We start from the raw sequence: 17,997 nt of genomic DNA on the forward strand, positions 1-17,997 counted from the left end.
CCGCTTGATCGCCTCCGTCCTGATCGCCAATCGCGGCGAGATCGCCCGCCGCATCATCCGCACCGCCCGCGACATGGGCGTGCGGACGGTCGCGGTCTATTCGGAGGCGGACGCCGATGCGCCGTTCGTGATGGAAGCCGACGCGGCGATCCTGATCGGACCCGCGCAGGCCAAGGAGAGCTATCTCGACCCGCGCAAGATCCTGGCGGCGGCCAAGCAGATGGGCGCTGACGCGATCCACCCCGGCTATGGCTTCCTGTCCGAGAACGCCGACTTCGCCCAGAGCGTGATCGACGCCGGCCTGACCTGGATCGGCCCGCCGCCCTCGGCGATCCGCGCCATGGGCCTGAAGGACGCCGCCAAGGCGGTGATGATGGAGGCGGGCGTGCCCACGACGCCTGGCTATCTGGGCGAGGACCAGTCGGTCGAACGCCTGGCGGCCGAAGCCGGCAAGATCGGCTACCCGGTGCTGATCAAGGCCGTGGCGGGCGGCGGCGGCAAGGGCATGCGCAAGGTCGAGCGGGCGGAGGACTTTGAGGCGGCCTTGGGCTCGTGCCGTCGCGAGGCCTCGGCCGCGTTCGGCGACGACCGCGTGCTCTTGGAAAAGTACGTCACCCGGCCACGCCATATCGAGGTGCAGGTGTTCGGCGACAGCCACGGCGACGTCGTCCACCTGTTCGAGCGCGACTGCTCGCTGCAACGCCGCCACCAGAAGGTCATCGAAGAAGCGCCGGCTCCCGGCATGGACGAGAAGACCCGGCAAGCGGTCTGCGCCGCCGCCGTGAAGGCCGCCAAGGCCGTGGGCTATGTCGGCGCGGGCACGGTCGAGTTCATCGCCGACGCCAGCGAAGGCCTGCGGGCCGACCGCATCTGGTTCATGGAGATGAACACCCGCCTGCAGGTCGAGCATCCGGTCACCGAGATGGTCACCGGCCAGGATCTGGTCGAATGGCAACTGCGCGTAGCCGCCGGCGAGCAACTGCCCTTGGAACAGGACGAAATCACCCTGGACGGCTGGGCCATGGAGGCGCGCCTCTACGCCGAGAACCCGGCGACCGGCTTCCTGCCGTCGACGGGCAAGCTCAAGCACTTCCGCCTGCCCGAGGGCGACGTCCGCGTCGACAGCGCGGTGGAGGAGGGGGGCGAGGTCACGCCCTTCTATGATCCGATGATCGCCAAGCTGATCGCCCATGGCGTCGATCGCGAGGACGCCGCCCAGCGCCTGGCCGAGGCTTGCGCCCTGGTCGAGGTCTGGCCGGTCAAGACCAACGCCGCCTTCCTGGCCAAATGCGCCAGCCACCCGGACTTCGTCGACGGCGCGGTTGACACCGGCTTCATCGAGGCGCGGTTGGATGAGCTGACCGAGCGGACGTTCAGCGACGAGCCGGCCATGGCCGCGATCGGCTGGCGGCTGGACAGCTTCCTGGAAGCCGAGGCGCGACCCGATCCGTGGGAGAGCGCGCCGTCCAAGCTGCTAGGCTTCCGGATGAACGCCGATCGCGCGGCCATGACCCTGCCGATGTCCGCGGACGGCAAGCCGACGCCGCTGCGCGTGGCCTTGCTGGGCGGCGGGACCGAGGACTGGTCCTGGGACATCCGTCATGTCGACGGCCGCACCTTCGATGAGGTCGCGCGCCTGCCGACGACCTACGGCACGGGGCCGATCCACGTGTTCGAGGGCGGCGACGTCCAGGCGTTCGACTTCGAGGCCCATGTCGGCGGCGCGGGCGAGGGCGCGGCCTCGGACGGCGCGATCCTGTCGCCGATGCCGGGCAAGATCGTCTCGGTCTCGGTGGAAGCCGGCCAGACCGTCAGCAAGGGCCAGACCCTGCTGACCCTGGAAGCCATGAAGATGGAGCACGCCCTGGTCGCGCCGTTCGACGGCGTGGTGGCGGAGCTTTCGGCCTCGGCCGGCGGCCAGGTCAGCGAGGGCGTGGTGCTGGCCCGGCTGGAAGGCGCCTGAGCGGAAGAGCGGGCCAGGCCGCGATCGGCCCGGCCCTCGCGCCTCAGCTGAGCTGGGCGAGCAGCGCCTTGGCCGCGTCTTCGGAGCTGGCGGGGTTCTGGCCGGTGACCAGCTTGCCGTCCACGACGACGAAGGGACCCCAGTCGGCGCCCTTCTCGTAGGTCGCGCCGAGTTTCTTGAACTCGTCCTCGACCAGGAACGGAACGACGTCGGTCAGTTCGACCGCGGCTTCCTCGGAATTGGTGAAGCCGGTGACCTTGCGCCCCTTCACGAGCGGCGAGCCGTCGGCCGCCTTGACGTGGCGCAGGACGCCCGGCGCGTGGCAGACGAAGCCGATGGGCTTGCCGGCGCGCTCGAAGGCTTCGATCAGCTGGATCGAGGCGGGCAGTTCGGCCAGATCCCACAGCGGGCCGTGACCGCCGGGATAGAAGACCGTGTCGAAGTCTTCCGCCTTTACGGTGTCCAGCCTCACGGTGCTGGCGAGGGCCTTCTGGGCCTCCGGATCGGCTTTGAAGCGATGCGTCAGTTCGGTCTGGGAGTCGGGCTGGTCGCTCTTGGGGTCGATGGGCGGCTGGCCGCCGGCGGGCGAGGCCAGCACGATCTCGGCTCCGGCGTCCTTGAAGGCGTAGTAGGGCGCGGCGAATTCCTCGAGCCAGAAGCCGGTCTTCTTGCCGGTGTCGCCGAGTTCATCATGCGAGGTGAGAACCATCAGGATCTTCACGGGCCTTCTCCTTTTTCGGGGCGGGGGCGGGCGTCGTTCGCGCCGCGGGGAGTAACGCGCGACGACGCGACTGGATCGCGAGAGGCCTTATTTGGTGAGGCAGGCGTCACGAAACCAGGCTCGCCTTGAGCCTGAAAAAGAGAACCGCCGCTCTGGACGCATGCGACAACGTCCATAGCGGCGGCGCCGGGCGGACGAATCCGCCGAGTCATCGCGCCCTGGTGAAGCGCGATGGTTCCAGCATACCGGCGTGATGCGGGGCGGCGAGGGCATTCACCCTTCGCGCGAATGGCGGACCCGGCTTGAGCGATTGCCTTGCCACGCCAGCGCGCTATCTACCAGGCCATGGCGCTGCACATCATCAAGCTGGTCGTCGGCTGCGACACGATCGAGGATCTCCTGGCTTGGCACAAGGAAGGTCACCCTTGGATCATGCACACCCGCATGACGCCCAAGCGGATCGACGATGTCCTGGACGGCGGCTCGCTGTACCGGGTCTTCAAGGGCCAGATCCTGTGCCGTCAGAAGATCCTGGCCATTGATACGGTCGGCTCGGGACCGTCGTCGCGCTGCGAGGTCACGGTCGATCCGACCATCGTGCGGGTGGCGCCGCAGCCGCGGCGGCCGTTCCAGGGGTGGCGCTACCTGACCCCCGAGGACGCGCCGCCGGACCTGACGGAAGGCGAAGCCGCGGACCTGCCGCCGGAGCTGGCTCGCCAACTGCGCGAGCTGGGCGCCTGGTAACTCACGCGGGCGTTGTTAGTTTAGTGGCAACCAGGGCGGGTGTTCTCTTTCTCCGTAGGGAAACGGAGGGCGCGATGAAGGCCGGTTCCGCCATCTTGGGCGCGGCTATGGCGTTCGTGGGCTTTGCCGTCGGCGTCTTCATGGCGCTGAACCCGATGCTCTGATCCGATGAGGTCAGGCTGGCCCGACGGCCATGTTGTCGATCAGGCGCGTGCCTCCCAACCAAGCCGCGACCAGAACGCGACCCTCCGCGGCGCCGATCGGGCCTGGTCCCAGCCGCGATAGATCGCTGGCTTCGCGAATCTCCACGTAGTCGACCTGGCGGAAGCCGGCCGTCTTCAGCGCCTCGACCGCGGCCGCTTCGGCCGCGTCGATCCGGCCGCCCGCCGCCACCGCATGGGCGGCGGCCTTCATGGCGTTCGGCAGGGCCACGGCCGCCGCGCGCTCTTCCGCCGACAGGTAGGCGTTGCGCGAGGAGAGGGCGAGACCGTCCTCGGCCCGGGCCGTTGGCGCGCCGATGATCTCGATCGGGATGTCCAGGTCGCGGGCCATGCGCTTGACCACCTGCAGCTGCTGGTAGTCCTTCTCGCCGAACACGGCGACGTCGGCCTGGGACTGGATGAACAGCTTGGCGACCACGGTGGCGACGCCACCGAAGAATTGTGGGCGCGCCGCGCCTTCCAGCGGCTCCGACACCCCCGACACCGTGATCAGGGTCGAGAAGCCTCGGGCATACATCTCGCTGGCGTTGGGCGCGAACATCAGGTCGCAGCCGACCGAGGCCAGCTTTTCGGCGTCGACGGCCTCGCCGCGCGGGTAGGCGTCGAAGTCCTCGTGCGGGGCGAACTGCTTGGGATTGACGAAGACGCTGGCGATCACGCGGTCGGCGTTCTCTTGCGCCAGGCGGATCAAGGAGAGGTGGCCCTCATGCAGCGCGCCCATGGTCGGGACCAGGGCCACGCGCTGGCCGGCGGCCTTCCAGGCGCGGACATGCTCGCGCATTTCGGCGACGGTGCGGACGATGGTCGGTTGGGTCATGGCGGCCTCCACGCGGACAGGCGAGCCTGTCTGGTTTAGATGGAACCATCTAAGCCAGATAAACAGGCTCGAATTCATAGACTTAGAGCGCGCTCGAACGGTTTGGCCGCTCGGGCGCGCTCGGGGCTTATGGCCTTCGCGCGGCCGAAGGTCCACCGCGACGCAAGGGAAACCCTCATTCGGGAGTGATGCGACAATTAGGGCTGTGGATTGACGCCGTTGACCCCATGAGGCGGCGGTAACATCGTGTTAACCTCCGTCCAAGGTCGCGCGAGTCGCGACGCATCAAGGATCGAACTCATGGCTGAAACGCGTGTCATCGTCGTCGGCAACGAGAAGGGCGGGGCGGGCAAGTCGACCATCGCCGTCCATCTCGTCACCGCGCTGCTGTACGGCGGCGCCAAGGTCGCGGTCATCGACCTGGACCTGCGCCAGAGCACCTCGGCGCGGTTCTTCGAGAACCGGCGCGCTTGGCTGGAAAGCAAGAAGCTCGAGCTACCCGAGCCGCTGTCGCTGCGCCTGTCGGGCAACGACATCGCCCTGGCCGAGAAGTCGGACGAGGAGCAGGTCGCCGGCTTCGAGGCGGCCTTCGCCAAGGGGCTGGCCGAATGCGACTTCGTGCTGATCGACACCCCCGGAGGCGACACCGCCGTCTCGCGCCTGGCCCACGGCCGCGCCGACCTGATCGTCACGCCGATGAACGACAGTTTCGTCGACTTCGACATGCTGGGTCATGTCGATCCGGTGACCATGGAGCTGACCAAGCCCAGCCTCTATTCGCTGACCGTCTGGGAAGCGCGGAAGCAGAGGGCGCTGTCGGGCCAACGTCAGGCTCTTGATTGGGTCGTGTTGCGCAATCGTTTGGCGACCACCGAGGCCCGGAACCGCAAGCGCCTGGAGGATCGTCTGACGGCCCTGGCCAAGCGGGTTGGCTTCCGCATCGGGCCTGGCCTGCGCGACCGGGTCATCTATCGCGAGCTGTTCCCCTTCGGCCTGACCATCGCCGACCTGTCGCCGCAAGTGCGGCCGGTGCCGGTCTCGCTGCAGCATCTGGCCGCGCGTCAGGAACTCCGCGCCCTGATGCACAGCCTGGGCCTGTCGGCCTATTCGGGCGAGACGCTGCTGGCGGCGCAGTAGTCCAAGGGCTACATGATCTGGGGCGGGCGGCCGGGGCGACCCTGCCGCCCGTTTCGTATCCGGAGTCGTGATGATCTATCTGCTGCTGGGCGCGGCCATCCTGGCCTTCCTGCTCTGGCCGCGCCGTCGCAACCTGCTGAAGGGCGACGGCTGGCGGGTCGGGGCCGGCGTGGCGGCGATCGTCGCCTTCGCTTTCGCGGGATACGCCACGATCCGGGGCTCGTGGGGCACGGGCATTGTGCTGGGCGTCCTGGGTCTGTGGACCGTCACCGAGGCTCGCCGGCGGCCGGTGATCCGTCGCCAGTTTGTTCAGCCGCCGCGCGACGAACTCAGCCTATCCGAGGCGCGCGCCATTCTGGGCGTCTCAGCCGATGCGACCCTCGACGAGATCAAGGCCGCCTACGCCCGCCTGATCCGCATGGCCCACCCCGACGTCGGCGGCACCGAGGGCTTGGCCGCCCAACTGAACGCCGCGCGGGATCGTTTGATCAAGCGGCGCGGCTGAGCTAGGACAGACGCCATGATCAATCGCGAACGCTTCTGGCGCCGCCGCTCTTCGGGACCGACCTGCTCGGTATGACGCCCTGAACCCCTTGTTCAGGCGAGACGCCGTCGCGCGTCTCTTTACAGTGTCTTTCCCCTTCGGACTTCTGATCGCCCCATGACCGACCAATCCCACGACTGGGCCGCGCGCTTCAGCGACCGCATGGCCCGCGTCCGCGCCAGCGAGATCCGCGAGCTTCTCAAGCTTCTGGACCAGCCCGACATCCTGTCCTTCGCCGGCGGCATTCCCGATCCTGGCCTGTTCCCGGCCGAGGAGATTCAGAGCGGCTACCACGCCGTGCTGGCCGATCCGGTGCTGTCGCGCCAGGCGCTGCAGTACTCGGTCAGCGAGGGCTATCTGCCTCTGCGCCAGTGGATCGCCGAGCGCATGACCCGCGACGGCATGCCGTGCGAGCCGCATAATATCATGCTGACCGCCGGTTCGCAGCAGGCCCTGGACCTGATCGGCAAGCTGTTCATCAGCCCGGGCGACCCGGTGGTCGTGGCGCGCCCGACCTATCTCGGCGCTCTGCAGGCCTTCAACGGCTACGAGCCCGCCTATCGCGACCTGCCGGACGGCGCGCTCGCCGCGCCGGAGGCGGTCGATCTGCCCCGCGGCGCGCTGGGCTATTTCGTGCCCGACTTCGCCAATCCGACGGGGGTCAGCCTGACCCTGGCCGAGCGCGAGGCGCTGCTGGCCCTGGGCGACCGGCTGGACATGACCCTGGTCGAGGACGCCGCCTATCGTGAGCTGCGTTTCATCGGCGAGCCGACGCCGACCCTGCTGTCGCTCGACATCGCTCGCGCGGGCGGCATCGACAACACCCGCACCATGTTCCTGGGGACCCTGTCCAAGACCCTGTCGCCGGCCCTTCGGATCGGCTGGGTCTGCGGGCCCAAGGCGGTGATCGAGAAGCTCGTGCTGCTCAAGCAGGGCGCGGACCTGCACGTGTCGACGATCAACCAGATGGTCGCCCACCGCGCGGTCTCGGAAGGCTATGACCAGCACCTGCACCGTCTGCGCGGCGCCTATGGCCACAAGGCGCGGGTGATGCTGGCGACGCTCGACAAGACCATGCCCAAGGGCGTGACCTGGTCGCATCCGGAAGGCGGCATGTTCGTCTGGATCGACCTGCCAGAGGGGATCGACGGCGCCGAGCTGCTGGCGCGGGCGATCGCCGAGGAGCGCGTGGCCTTCGTGCCGGGCGCGCCGTTCTTCGCCGAGGTTCAGCGCGCCAACGCGATCCGCCTCAGCTACTCCTTGCCCACCGACGAGCAGATCGAGGAGGGCGTCCAGCGCCTGGCCCGACTGATCGGACGGGTGATGGCGGAGGCCTAGGCAGAAAAAAGCCCCGGAAGGACGACCTTCCGGGGCTTTTCTTTGTTCTTGGAGCGTGTGGGGCCTAGCGCGGCGACAGCACCATGCATGGCACGCGCTTGGCCTTCAGCGTCGAGCAGGCGCCGCGAGCGGCGTCGGCGGTCAGGCCCTGGAACTGGGCGCGGAACGTGCCGCCCGCGCCTTCGACGGCGGCTTCGGCGTCGGCGACGACCTTGGCGAAGCGGCCCCGCACCAGTTTCAGCTGCTCGTTGGCCAGCGACTTGGACTTGAACGCGCCGACCTGCACGGCCCATTCGCCTTGCGGCTTCTTGGCCGGCTTGGCCTGGGCCGCGCGCAGGGTGGGGGAGACCTTCATCGGGCCCGGATTGTGCGGGTTCTCGGTCAGGACGATCTTCAGCCCGGCCTGGTCGCCGTCGCCCTGTTCGACCGACGGACGATCGATCGGACCCGAGGGCTCGTCTTCATAGATGTTGGCGGCGATGGTGGTCCGCTCGCCGCGCGAGCGACGCTTCATCACGTCGAACCCGGTCAGCAGCAGGTCTTCCATGTTGTTGTCGCGCCAGGCGGTCGAGGGGCCGCCCAGGACCACGGCGATCAGGCGGCGCCCGTCGCGGACGGCCGAGCCGGCCAGGTTGAAGCCCGAGGCGTTGGTGTAGCCGGTCTTCAGGCCGTCGAAGCCTTCCATGTTGTCCAGCAGGCGGTTGTGGCCCTTGATGTAGTTGCCCCGGAACGTGAAGCCCCGCACCGAGAAGTAGCTGTAGTACTGTGGGAAGTCGCGCATGACGGCGCGCGACAGGATGGCGAGATCGCGAGCCGTCGAGATCTGGCGGCTGTCGGGCAGGCCCGAGGCGTTCACGAAGCGGGTGTTGCGCATGCCCAGTTCCTGGCCGCGCAGGGTCATCAGGGCGGCGAATCGCGACTCGCTGCCGGCCAGGCGCTCGGCCATGGCCACGGCGACGTCGTTGGCCGACTTCACGGTCATGGCCTTGATGGCCTCGTCGACGCTCATGCTGTCGCCCGGGCGCAGGCCGATCTTGGTCGGGGCCTGGGCGGCGGCGCGAGGTGACATCACCACCCGGTCGGTCAGCTTCATTCGGCCTTCGCCGAGCGCTTCGAAGGTGAGGTACAGCGTCATCACCTTGGTCACCGAGGCCGGGTAGCGGGGGCTGTCGGCCCTTTTGTCGTAAAGGACTTCACCCGAATTGGCGTCGATCACGATGGCCGCGTACTTCGGTTCCGAAGCGTTGAGCTGGAGATAGGGTATGGCGGCCGAGGCGGGCGCCGGCGCGACAGCGCCAATCAGGGTCGCCAGCGCCAAGCCGGCGGCTGCCAGAACGGAACGAGCGGAGGTAAGCTTGGCGAACATGAGGGACGTCCGTCATTTGAACTGAGCGGTTCCGCACCGCCACACGCGTGTCCTTAGCATGATGGCTGGCCCCTTTCGCTAAAGTAAACAAGTGGTGAGCGAACTTGCCGCGGGGGCGAAAAAAATGAGCGCGTGGTTCCAATGCTGCAGCTTGGGTGAGCGGCACGGAAGCATGACCTTAAGTCATGGTGCGCTGCACAAAATCCTTGACTGCTGCACTGCAACATGGCAAACCGCCGTTGTCCCAAGCGCAGGTGGACGAGTTGCAGCTCGCGCCATCGGCCCCGCCTCCGTCCTCCCCAGGAGAGATCCCCATGGCCGCCGCCGAAACCGTCAAGAACACCGTCGAACAGTTCACCACCGCCTCGAACCAAGCGTTCAAGGACGGCGTCGAGAAGTCGCTGGCCGCCCTGGCCGAAGCCAACACCCATTCGAAGAAGAACCTCGAAGCCGTCGTCGCCTCGGTGACGGCCGCCACCAAGGGCGCCGAAGCCCTGGGCGCCGAGACCTTCGCCTACGGCAAGAAGCTGGCCGAAGACCAAGTCGCCGCCGCCAAGTCGCTGGCCGCCGCCAAGAGCGTGCAGGAAGCCGTCGAGCTGCAGACCGCCTGGGCCAAGTCGGCCCTCGAAGCCTACATCGCCCAGGTCAGCAAGGCCTCGGAGATCGTCTCGGCCTCGATCAAGGACTCGGTCAAGCCGCTGAACGAGCGCATGAGCGCCGCGGTCGAGAAGTTCCAAGCCGCTCGCTAAGAGCAGCCTGTCGCGTCCCGCCGACGCGACCCAAGACCAGAAAGCCCGGGCCGGAAGGTCCGGGCTTTTTTCTTTTGCGCCCGCGCCGCCCGCGTTAAGGATGCCATGGAAATCGTGGGAGCGTTTGTATGTCGAAGGTTGAAGAGCGTCTGAAGGCGATTGGCGTGGAACTGCCCCAGCCGGTGGCGCCGGTGGCCAACTATGTTCCCTTCGTCCGCTCGGGCAATCTCGTCCACATCTCTGGCCAGATCTCGCTGGACGCCGGCGGCGGCATCAAGGGCACGGTCGGCGTCGACGTCGACCTTGAGACCGCCCAGAAGGCCGCGCGCATTTGCGGGATCAACCTGCTGGCCCAGATGAAGGCCGCCTGCGACGGCGACCTGGATCGCGTCGTGCGCGTCGTCAAGCTGGGCGGTTTCGTCCAGGCCGGTCCGGACTTCATCGACATCCCCAAGGTCGTCAATGGCTGCTCGGACCTGATGGTCGAGGCGCTGGGCGACGCCGGACGCCACGCCCGCTCGGCGGTGGGCGTCTACAAGCTGCCTCTCGGCTTCGCCGTCGAGGTCGACGCGGTGGTGGAGATCGCCTGATGCGCTCGCGCGAACGCCCCTCGACCGAAACCTTCGGCGAGGCGTGGGAGCGCCTGTTCGACCCGCCGGCGGCCCATCGGGGCCTCTGGAGCCCCGAGGGCGCGCCGGAAAACTCCTTGGCCGCGTTCCAGGCCGCCTGCGCCCACGGCTACGCCATCGAGCTGGACGTCCAGCTGACCGCCGACGGCGAGGCGGTGGTGTTTCATGACGACCGCCTAGAGCGAATGACGGGCCGGGAAGGGCGCTTGCGCGACCACACCGCCGCCGACCTCGGGGCCATGACCCTGAAGGGCACGGACGAGACGATCCCGACCCTGGCCGACGCCCTGACCATGATCGGCCACCGCGCCATGGTCTTCATCGAACTGAAGACCCCCTTCGGCGAGGTCGGGCCGCTGGAAAAACGCGTGACCGACGTACTGGTCGACCATAACGGCCCGACCGCCGTGATCGGCTTCAATCCCTATTCCCACGCCTGGTTCGCCGACCACCACCCGCAGATCCTGCGCGGCCTGAACTCCTACGGCTGGAACGATGACAACGCCCGCAAGCTGGCGCCGGAGATGCGCAAGTCGTTGGCGGCGCTGGAGCAGGTCGAGCTGGCGCGACCCGACTTCCTGTCGCTGGGCCTGGACATGTTGCCCAGCCCGCGCGCCGACCTATATCGCGGCAAGGGCATGCCGGTGATCGCTTGGACCGTTCGCGGCCCCGACCAGTGGGAAGGCGTGCGAGACCATTGCGACAACCTGATCTTCGAGGGCTTCCACGCGTGACGGAACGTCCCCTGGGCGTCCGTCCGGCGGTTCGCGTCCATCGCGCGATCGCCGAGATTGGCAAGGACGCCTGGGACGCTTGCGCGGGGGCGACCGGCGATCCGTTTGTCTCCTACGACTTCCTGTCGATCCTGGAGGAAAGCGGTTGCGTCTCGGCGCGCACCGGCTGGGCGCCACAGCACCTGTCCGTGGAGGACGAGGACGGCGTCGTGGCGGGCGTAATGCCCCTCTATCTGAAGTCCCACAGCCAGGGCGAATACGTCTTCGACCATGCCTGGGCCGACGCCTATGAGCGCGCCGGCGGGCGCTACTATCCCAAGCTTCAGTGCTCTTCGCCGTTCTCGCCGGTGACCGGCTCACGCCTGATCACGCGGCCCGACATCGACAGCGACGAGGGGCGTTCGGCCTTGCTGGGTGGGGCTCTGACCCTATGCGAGCGCATGGGCGCCTCGTCGGTCCACGTGACCTTCCCAATCGAGGATGAGTGGCGCTGGATGGGCGAGCGCGGGATGCTGCTTCGCCAGGACCAGCAGTACCATTGGGAGAACAAGGGCTACGCGACCTTCGACGACTTCCTCGCGGCCCTATCGGCCAACCGTCGCAAGACGATCCGCCGAGAGCGGCGTGACGCTCAGGAGGGGCTCGAGATCGTCGCCCTGACCGGCGCGGATCTCACCGAGGATCACTGGGACGCGTTCTTCGCCTTCTACATGGATACCGGAAGCCGCAAGTGGGGGCGGCCCTACTTGAACCGCCGCTCTTTCTCGTTGTTGGGCGAGCGGATGGCGGACAAGGTGCTGCTGCTGATGGCTCGGAGACCGGGCGGGCCGTTCATCGCGGGGGCGCTGAATCTGCTGGGCCGCGATTGTCTCTACGGCCGCCACTGGGGCTGCGTCGAGGACGTGCCGTTCCTGCACTTCGAACTCTGCTACTACCAAGCCATCGAGCACGCGATCCGGCTGGGGCTGCCGCGTGTCGAAGCCGGCGCGCAGGGGCAGCACAAGATCGCGCGGGGCTATCTGCCTAGTCCCGTCTACTCGGCGCACTGGATCGCCGATCCGGCGCTCCGCGAGCCGGTGGCGCGCTATCTCGAGCGCGAACGCGAGGCGGTGGCCGCCGACATCGAGATGCTGACCGAGGAATATTCGCCGTTCCGGGAGGAGCGGTAGGGCCCCTCCCGATCGGGGCGGCTACTGCAGGCGGACTTCTGCGGCCTTGTCCTTGTAGTCCTTCTTGGGATCGGCCCCGAGCATCATCTTCAGGCCGGCGAACAGGCTGTTCTCGTTCAGCCAGATCTGGGCGTCGCCCGGCTCGAAGCGCAACAGGCGCAGCTTGTGGTCGTCCTTGCCTTCGTACCAGGCGGCGATGAAGGGGTTCCAGAGGCGCTCGATCGTCTCGCGATCGTTGTCGATCCGCATGCGGCCCTCGACGGTCGCGAAGACGTCGTGGCCCTTCGAGGCGAAGTGGAGGATGGCGTCATGCTCGCCGTTGTCCACCGCCCGGACCAGATCCACATCGACCGCGCTGAAGATCCAGATCGGACCGGAATGATCGCCCTCGAACACCGCGGTCATCGGTTGGGCGCGGCCGTTCTCGTGATCGGGTAGGCCCAGCATCACGGTGCGGTCGGACTTCAGGGCCTTCCAGAACTTCTCGGCCAGCTCGGCTTCCTTGGACATCGTCGTCTCCTTTGCTCGTGAGACGAACGGCGGCGAGGGAGCCGCGTTCCTAGGGTGAAGCTTGGCGACTTCAGGACCGGTCGCACGCCGCCTTCAGCAGCGCCTTGACCTCGGAGTCCACGTCGGCTGGCGAGGCGAGGGCGAGCTTGGCCTTGAGGCGCTCGGACCAGCCTTCGTTCTTGGGTTCGGAGAGGCGCGGCGAGGCGTCTGGCGTCACCGCCAGCCCCAGCACCGCCTGGCCGCCCTTGAGGGGCTTCAGCGCCGCGAACTGGGCCTTGTGGGACCAGGCCGTGTAGCCCTTGCGCTGGCCGGTCACGAGGCCCGGAAAGTCCGCGATCGCGGTCTCCACGGCGCTCAGGATCGCGGTCGACGCCGGATCGGTCCACAGCGCCGCGCGCAGGCCGGCGGCGTCGTCCCAGCCGCCGCTCTCCGGATAGGCGACGGCGAAGATGCTGGCGGCGCGGTTCTGGCCCAGGCCATGGGTCGCCTTCAGCCACTCGGCGCGGGCCTTGGGCTTGGTCTCCGTGCACTCGCGGCGGACGATCTCGACCCATTGGTCCAGGGTCTTGCCGGTCTCGCGCTCGAGGTTGGCGCGCAGGGACGCGAACCACCTCTGTTGTTGCTCCGTCAGGCCTTGAGGCTTCTCGTCCATGGTTGCGCCCGTCCCCTGGTTTGCTACGACCGATCCGAGACAGGGAGACGGTCATGAGCCTCGACGGACGCTACGACGCGGACAACATCTTCGCCAAGATCATCCGGGGCGAGATCCCCAGCGTGAAGGTGTTCGAGGACGACCGCGTCCTGGCCTTCATGGACGTGTTCCCGCAGTCGCGCGGCCACGCCCTGGTGATTTCCAAGGTCAGCCAGGCCCGCAATCTGCTGGAGGCCGAGCCAGAGGTGCTGACCGAGCTGGCCGCGGCGACGCAGAAGCTCACCAGAGCGGTGGTCTCGGCCCTGAAGCCCGATGGCGTGGTCGTCACCCAGTTCAACGGCGCGCCGGCCGGCCAGACGATCTTCCACCTGCATTTCCACGTGATCCCGCGCTACGAGGGCGAAGCCCTGGGGCGGCACGGGGAGGGCGGCATGGCCAACACCGACGAACTGAAGGCGTTGGCGGCCAAGATCGCGGCGGCGCTGTAAGCAAAGAAAAAGGCCCGGATCGCTCCGGGCCTTTCCGTTTCAGGTCGAGGCGGAGGCCTACTCGGCCATGGCCGGTTCGGTCTCGTCGGTCTTGCCGGCCTTCGGATCGACATTGCTGTCGATCTCGAACTCGATCTTGCCATTGACCAGCATGACCTTGACGTGGCCGCCACGGACCAGGCGTCCGAACAGGATGTCATCGGCCAGGGGCTTCTTGATGTGCTCCTGGATGACCCGGGCCAGCGGACGGGCGCCGTAGAGCTCGTCGAAGCCGTTCTTGGCCAGCCAGTCGGCCGCGTCGTCGCTCAGCTCGATCGTGATGTTGCGGTCGGCGAGTTGCGCCTCCAGCTGCATGACGAACTTCTGCACGACCTGACGGATGATCTCCGGCGTCAGCGGCTTGAAGGCCACGACGGCGTCCAGGCGGTTGCGGAACTCCGGCGTGAACAGGCGCTTGAGGGCGGCCTCCTCCTCGCCTTCGACCTTGCTGCGGCCAAAGCCGATCGAGTTGCGCTGAGCGTCCGAGGCCCCCGCGTTGGTGGTCATGATCAGGACCACGTTGCGGAAGTCGACCTTCTTGCCGTTGCTGTCGGTCAGGGTGCCATTGTCCATCACCTGCAGCAGGATGTTGTAGACATCCCCGTGCGCCTTCTCGATTTCGTCGAGCAGGACGACGGCGTGCGGGTGCTGGTCGACCGCGTCGGTCAGCTGACCGCCTTGGTCGAAGCCGACATAGCCGGGAGGGGCGCCGATCAGGCGGCTCACGGTGTGCCGTTCCATGTACTCCGACATGTCGAAGCGCAGCATCTCGATACCCAGGGTCTGCGCCAGCTGCTTGGCGGCTTCGGTCTTGCCGACGCCGGTCGGGCCGCTGAACAGATACGAGCCGATCGGCTTGTTCGGTTCGCGCAGACCGGCGCGGGCCAGCTTCATGGCGGCCGACAGCTGGGTCAGGGCTTCTTCCTGGCCGAACACGGCGCGCTTCAGGTCGGTCTCGAGTTCCTTGAGGGCCTCGGTGTCCGACTTGCTGACCGACTTCGGCGGGATGCGGGCGATCTTGGCGACGACGCTTTCGATCTCCTTGACGCCAATGGTCTTCTTGCGGCGGCTTTCCGGCAGCAGCATCTGGCTGGCCCCGGCCTCGTCGATCACGTCGATCGCCTTGTCCGGCAGCTTGCGGTCGGTGATGTACTTGGCCGACAGCTCGACCGCGACCTTCAGGGCCTCGGCCGTGTACTTCAGCTTGTGGAAGTCCTCGTAGTAGGTCTTCAGGCCCTTGAGGATCTTGATGGTGTCTTCCACCGTCGGCTCGTTCACGTCGATCTTCTGGAAGCGACGGACCAGGGCCCGATCCTTCTCGAAGTGCTGGCGGAACTCCTTGTAGGTGGTCGAGCCCATGCAGCGCAGCGAGCCAGAGGCCAGTGCCGGCTTCAGCAGGTTCGAGGCGTCCATCGCCCCGCCGCTGGTCGCGCCGGCGCCGATCACCGTGTGGATCTCGTCGATGAACAGCACCGCGTTCGGGTGGCTTTCCAGCTCCTTGACGACCTGCTTGACGCGTTCCTCGAAGTCGCCGCGATAGCGGGTGCCGGCCAGCAGCGCGCCCATGTCGAGCGAGTAGATGGTGGCGCCTTCCAGGACCTCGGGGACCTGGTGCGTGACGATCTTGCGAGCCAGGCCCTCGGCGATGGCGGTCTTGCCGACGCCGGGATCACCCACGAGCAGCGGGTTATTCTTGGTGCGACGGCACAGGATCTGGATCGCGCGTTCCACTTCGTTCGCGCGGCCGATCAGCGGGTCGACCTTGCCCTGGCGGGCCTTTTCATTGAGGTCGACGCAGTAGGCTTCCAGAGCCTCGCCGCCCGTCTTGGCGTTGGGCTTTTCGCCGTCGTCCTCGGTCTGGTTCGAGCCGGCGCTGGCGCCCTTGACGCTCTTGGCTTCCGAGGCGCCGGCCTTCTTGGCGATGCCGTGAGCGATGAAATTGACCGCGTCGTACCGCGTCATGTCCTGCTCTTGCAGGAAGTAGGCGGCGTGGCTCTCGCGTTCGGAGAAGATCGCGACCAGCACGTTGGCGCCGGTCACTTCCTCGCGGCCGGACGACTGGACGTGGATCACCGCGCGCTGGATCACGCGCTGGAAGCCGGCGGTCGGCTTGGCGTCTTCCTCGTCGTCGACGACCAGCGAGGCCAGCTCGACGTCTAGATAGTTCGAGAGGCTCTTCTTCAGCGCGGCGAGATCGACGTCGCACGCGCGCATGACTCCGGCGGCGTCGTCGTCGTCGGTCAGGGAAAGCAGAAGGTGCTCCAGCGTGGCGTACTCGTGCTTACGCTGGTTGGCGTACGCGACGGCGCGATGCAGGGACTCTTCGAGGGGGCGCGAAAAAGAGGGCAACGGGGAGGCTCCTCAGTCCTTTTCCATGGTGCACTGTAGGGGGTGCTGATGGCGTCGCGCCGAGTCGATGACCTGGGCGACCTTGGTTTCTGCGACTTCGTAAGTGTAGACGCCACACACGCCCACGCCGTTTTGGTGGACATGCAACATGATGCGGGTCGCATCTTCGCGCGACTTGTTGAAGAACCGTTCGAGTACGTAAACGACGAATTCCATCGGGGTGTAATCGTCGTTGAGAATCAGAACTCGATACAGCGAAGGCTTCTGCGTCTTCGGCTTCACTTCCGTGACGACCGACGACCCAGCGCCGTTGCTTTGTCCGCCTTGCTTCCGCTCGGCCATCGACTTGTTCTCTCCTGGCGAGCAAATCACCCGCCTACTCTGGATTAGATATGGAAACGCGGCGTCTTTGGAAGGCCCTGAAGCGCCGCTGCGCCGCTTTAGCACAGGGGCGCCTCGGAAATCGGCTTCACGTTTGGGAGAGCGAAGACCGCGCGCGAACGGTTCCGTGGTGGAGAGGCCCAAATGGTGAACCAAAACCTACCCCGCAAGAGGGGGGCGCGCGACTCAGCGGCTCTTCAGCGCGCGGCCTGTGACGACGGCCGCGGCGCCGAACTTTCCGCGCAGGGCGTCGATGGCGGTCTCGCTTTTCAGGGAGCGCCGCTCTTCATCGGCGAACATGTCCGAGCCGGCCGTCTCGGCGTCGACGAACTCGGTCAGGCCGGCGCCGATCAGCCGGTAGGAAAGACCCTTGGGTTCCGCCGCCAGCAGCTCGCGGGCCACCTGGAACAGGGTGCGGGCGGTCTGGGTCGGCACCGCCAGGGTGCGGCGGCGGGTGTGGATCTTGAAGTCGGGCGTGCGCAGCTTCAGCGTCGCCACGCGGCCCGCGACGCCTTCCTTGCGCGCCTGCTTGGCGACCTTCTCGCAGAGGGGCCAGAGCTCGTCCTCCAGATCGTCGCGCTTGTGGAGGTCGTCGTTGAACGTGGTCTCGGCGCTGATCGTCTTGCGGGCCTGGTCGGGATCAACGAGGCGGCTGTCCTGGCCGTGGGCCAGGCGATGCAGGCGCAGGCCGCCCGAGCCCAGGCGGTTGGCCAGCAGCTTCAGGTCGGCGGCCGCGATGTCGCCGACGGTGCGCAGGCCGATCTCGGCCAGGGCCGAGACGGTGGCCGGACCCACGCCGGGCAGGATGGCGACCGGCTTGTCCGCGAGGAAGGTTTGAGCTTCGGCCGCGCCGATGGCCGAGAAGCCACGCGGCTTGTCCAGCTCCGAGGCGATCTTGGCCAGGAACTTGTTGGGGGCCAGGCCGATCGAGACGGTCAGGCCGATGTCGCGCTCGATCTCGGCCTGCAGCTTGGCCAGCATCGCCGCCGGCGGCGCGCCATGCAGGCGCTCGGTGCCGGTCAGGTCGATCCAGGCCTCGTCCAGCGACAGCGGCTGGATCAGCGGCGTCAGCTTGTCGAGCTTCTCGTGGATGCGCCGGCTCTCTTCCTTGTACTTGGCGAAGTTCGGCTTGATGACCACGGCGTCGGGGCACAGCTTCAGCGCCTTGAACATCGGCATGGCCGATTTCGCGCCGCTCATGCGGGCGATGTAGCAGGCGGTGGTCACCACCCCGCGCTTGCCGCCGCCCACGATCACCGGCTTGTCGCGCAGGGACGGATCGTCCCGCTTCTCGACCGAGGCGTAGAAGGCGTCGCAGTCCAGGTGCGCGATCGAGAGCGTCCCCAGCTCTTCATGAAACACCGTGCGCGGCGAGCCGCAGGACGGACAACGCGCGGCCTTGGCCTCGCCCGTCCACCCGCAGTCGCGGCACAGGGATTTCATGCA

At 67.3% G+C, this 17,997-nt stretch carries 19 protein-coding genes and 1 pseudogene; 11 read left to right on the plus strand and 9 right to left on the minus strand.

Features of this window, described 5'->3' with window-relative positions; all coding sequences use genetic code 11:
- Positions 1-4: 4 nt before the first annotated feature.
- The gene (locus J2728_RS17190; RefSeq protein ID WP_310001121.1) at positions 5-1,963 is read left to right on the plus strand and encodes an acetyl/propionyl/methylcrotonyl-CoA carboxylase subunit alpha; all 1,959 of its coding nucleotides are present in this window, start codon (positions 5-7) and stop codon (positions 1,961-1,963) included.
- 43 nt (positions 1,964-2,006) lie between these two features.
- Here J2728_RS17190 and J2728_RS17195 read toward each other — a convergent pair whose 3' ends face one another.
- Positions 2,007-2,684, minus strand: coding sequence for a type 1 glutamine amidotransferase domain-containing protein (locus J2728_RS17195; protein ID WP_310001122.1), 678 nt, complete (start codon positions 2,682-2,684; stop codon positions 2,007-2,009).
- 345 nt (positions 2,685-3,029) lie between these two features.
- On the opposite strand from J2728_RS17195, the gene J2728_RS17200 reads away from it, so the two are divergent.
- Positions 3,030-3,428, plus strand: coding sequence for a DUF1489 family protein (locus J2728_RS17200; RefSeq protein WP_310001219.1), 399 nt, complete (start codon positions 3,030-3,032; stop codon positions 3,426-3,428).
- Positions 3,429-3,602: 174 nt separating this feature from the next.
- Here J2728_RS17200 and panC read toward each other — a convergent pair whose 3' ends face one another.
- Positions 3,603-4,466, minus strand: a complete 864-nt coding sequence (gene panC / locus J2728_RS17205) for a pantoate--beta-alanine ligase (RefSeq protein WP_310001123.1) — start codon at positions 4,464-4,466, stop codon at positions 3,603-3,605.
- A gap of 300 nt (positions 4,467-4,766) precedes the next feature.
- Here panC and mipZ point away from each other — a divergent pair, with 300 nt between their 5' ends.
- From mipZ to J2728_RS17225, 4 genes are all read left to right on the plus strand, one after another.
- A complete protein-coding gene (mipZ, locus tag J2728_RS17210) occupies positions 4,767-5,603 on the plus strand; it encodes a division plane-positioning ATPase MipZ (RefSeq protein ID WP_310001125.1) in 837 nt (278 codons plus the stop codon).
- Between the two features lie 70 nt (positions 5,604-5,673).
- Complete coding sequence (locus J2728_RS17215; RefSeq protein ID WP_310001126.1) at positions 5,674-6,108, plus strand: J domain-containing protein; 435 nt, start codon at positions 5,674-5,676, stop codon at positions 6,106-6,108.
- A gap of 15 nt (positions 6,109-6,123) precedes the next feature.
- The gene (locus tag J2728_RS17220) at positions 6,124-6,183 is read left to right on the plus strand and encodes a hypothetical protein (protein WP_106907314.1); all 60 of its coding nucleotides are present in this window, start codon (positions 6,124-6,126) and stop codon (positions 6,181-6,183) included.
- Between the two features lie 81 nt (positions 6,184-6,264).
- A complete protein-coding gene (locus J2728_RS17225; protein ID WP_310001127.1) occupies positions 6,265-7,485 on the plus strand; it encodes an aminotransferase-like domain-containing protein in 1,221 nt (406 codons plus the stop codon).
- Positions 7,486-7,549: 64 nt separating this feature from the next.
- Here J2728_RS17225 and J2728_RS17230 read toward each other — a convergent pair whose 3' ends face one another.
- Positions 7,550-8,851 (minus strand): serine hydrolase, encoded by a 1,302-nt coding sequence (locus J2728_RS17230; RefSeq protein WP_310001129.1) that lies wholly within the window; start codon positions 8,849-8,851, stop codon positions 7,550-7,552.
- A gap of 314 nt (positions 8,852-9,165) precedes the next feature.
- Between J2728_RS17230 and J2728_RS17235 the strand changes: the two genes are divergently transcribed.
- The 4 genes from J2728_RS17235 to J2728_RS17250 all read left to right on the plus strand — a co-directional run bounded on the left by J2728_RS17235 (position 9,166) and on the right by J2728_RS17250 (position 12,132).
- The gene (locus J2728_RS17235; protein WP_066681968.1) at positions 9,166-9,600 is read left to right on the plus strand and encodes a phasin family protein; all 435 of its coding nucleotides are present in this window, start codon (positions 9,166-9,168) and stop codon (positions 9,598-9,600) included.
- A gap of 128 nt (positions 9,601-9,728) precedes the next feature.
- Complete coding sequence (locus tag J2728_RS17240) at positions 9,729-10,190, plus strand: RidA family protein (RefSeq protein ID WP_310001130.1); 462 nt, start codon at positions 9,729-9,731, stop codon at positions 10,188-10,190.
- Positions 10,190-10,963, plus strand: coding sequence for a glycerophosphodiester phosphodiesterase (locus J2728_RS17245; protein ID WP_310001131.1), 774 nt, complete (start codon positions 10,190-10,192; stop codon positions 10,961-10,963). The genes J2728_RS17240 and J2728_RS17245 overlap by 1 nt, the downstream gene beginning before the upstream one ends.
- Positions 10,960-12,132: a GNAT family N-acetyltransferase gene (locus J2728_RS17250; RefSeq protein WP_310001132.1), complete on the plus strand. Its 1,173-nt coding sequence runs from the start codon at positions 10,960-10,962 to the stop codon at positions 12,130-12,132. The genes J2728_RS17245 and J2728_RS17250 overlap by 4 nt, the downstream gene beginning before the upstream one ends.
- Before the next feature lie 21 nt (positions 12,133-12,153).
- Here J2728_RS17250 and J2728_RS17255 read toward each other — a convergent pair whose 3' ends face one another.
- Together J2728_RS17255 and J2728_RS17260 are read right to left on the minus strand one after the other, a co-directional pair.
- Entirely contained in the window at positions 12,154-12,642 is a 489-nt protein-coding gene (locus J2728_RS17255; protein WP_310001133.1) for a pyridoxamine 5'-phosphate oxidase family protein, read from the minus strand.
- Positions 12,643-12,712: 70 nt separating this feature from the next.
- On the minus strand, positions 12,713-13,294 hold the full coding sequence (locus J2728_RS17260; RefSeq protein ID WP_310001134.1) for a DUF4287 domain-containing protein: 582 nt from the start codon (positions 13,292-13,294) through the stop codon (positions 12,713-12,715).
- A gap of 53 nt (positions 13,295-13,347) precedes the next feature.
- On the opposite strand from J2728_RS17260, the gene J2728_RS17265 reads away from it, so the two are divergent.
- Positions 13,348-13,782, plus strand: a complete 435-nt coding sequence (locus J2728_RS17265) for an HIT family protein (RefSeq protein WP_310001135.1) — start codon at positions 13,348-13,350, stop codon at positions 13,780-13,782.
- Between the two features lie 57 nt (positions 13,783-13,839).
- Here J2728_RS17265 and clpA read toward each other — a convergent pair whose 3' ends face one another.
- The 4 genes and pseudogenes from clpA to J2728_RS17285 form a co-directional block, all read right to left on the minus strand.
- Entirely contained in the window at positions 13,840-16,170 is a 2,331-nt protein-coding gene (gene clpA, locus J2728_RS17270; protein ID WP_310001136.1) for an ATP-dependent Clp protease ATP-binding subunit ClpA, read from the minus strand.
- A 12-nt stretch (positions 16,171-16,182) separates the two neighbouring features.
- Positions 16,183-16,512: an ATP-dependent Clp protease adapter ClpS gene (clpS, locus tag J2728_RS17275; RefSeq protein ID WP_013079900.1), complete on the minus strand. Its 330-nt coding sequence runs from the start codon at positions 16,510-16,512 to the stop codon at positions 16,183-16,185.
- Positions 16,513-16,548: 36 nt separating this feature from the next.
- Positions 16,549-16,707: pseudogene (locus tag J2728_RS17280) on the minus strand (hypothetical protein); the annotation flags it as partial.
- Between the two features lie 30 nt (positions 16,708-16,737).
- Complete coding sequence (locus J2728_RS17285) at positions 16,738-17,994, minus strand: DNA polymerase IV (protein ID WP_310001137.1); 1,257 nt, start codon at positions 17,992-17,994, stop codon at positions 16,738-16,740.
- Between the last annotated feature and the right edge of the window lie 3 nt (positions 17,995-17,997).

It is taken from the genome of Caulobacter segnis (assembly GCF_031454995.1).
In the GTDB taxonomy this organism is placed as follows: Bacteria; Pseudomonadota; Alphaproteobacteria; order Caulobacterales; family Caulobacteraceae; genus Caulobacter; species Caulobacter segnis_E.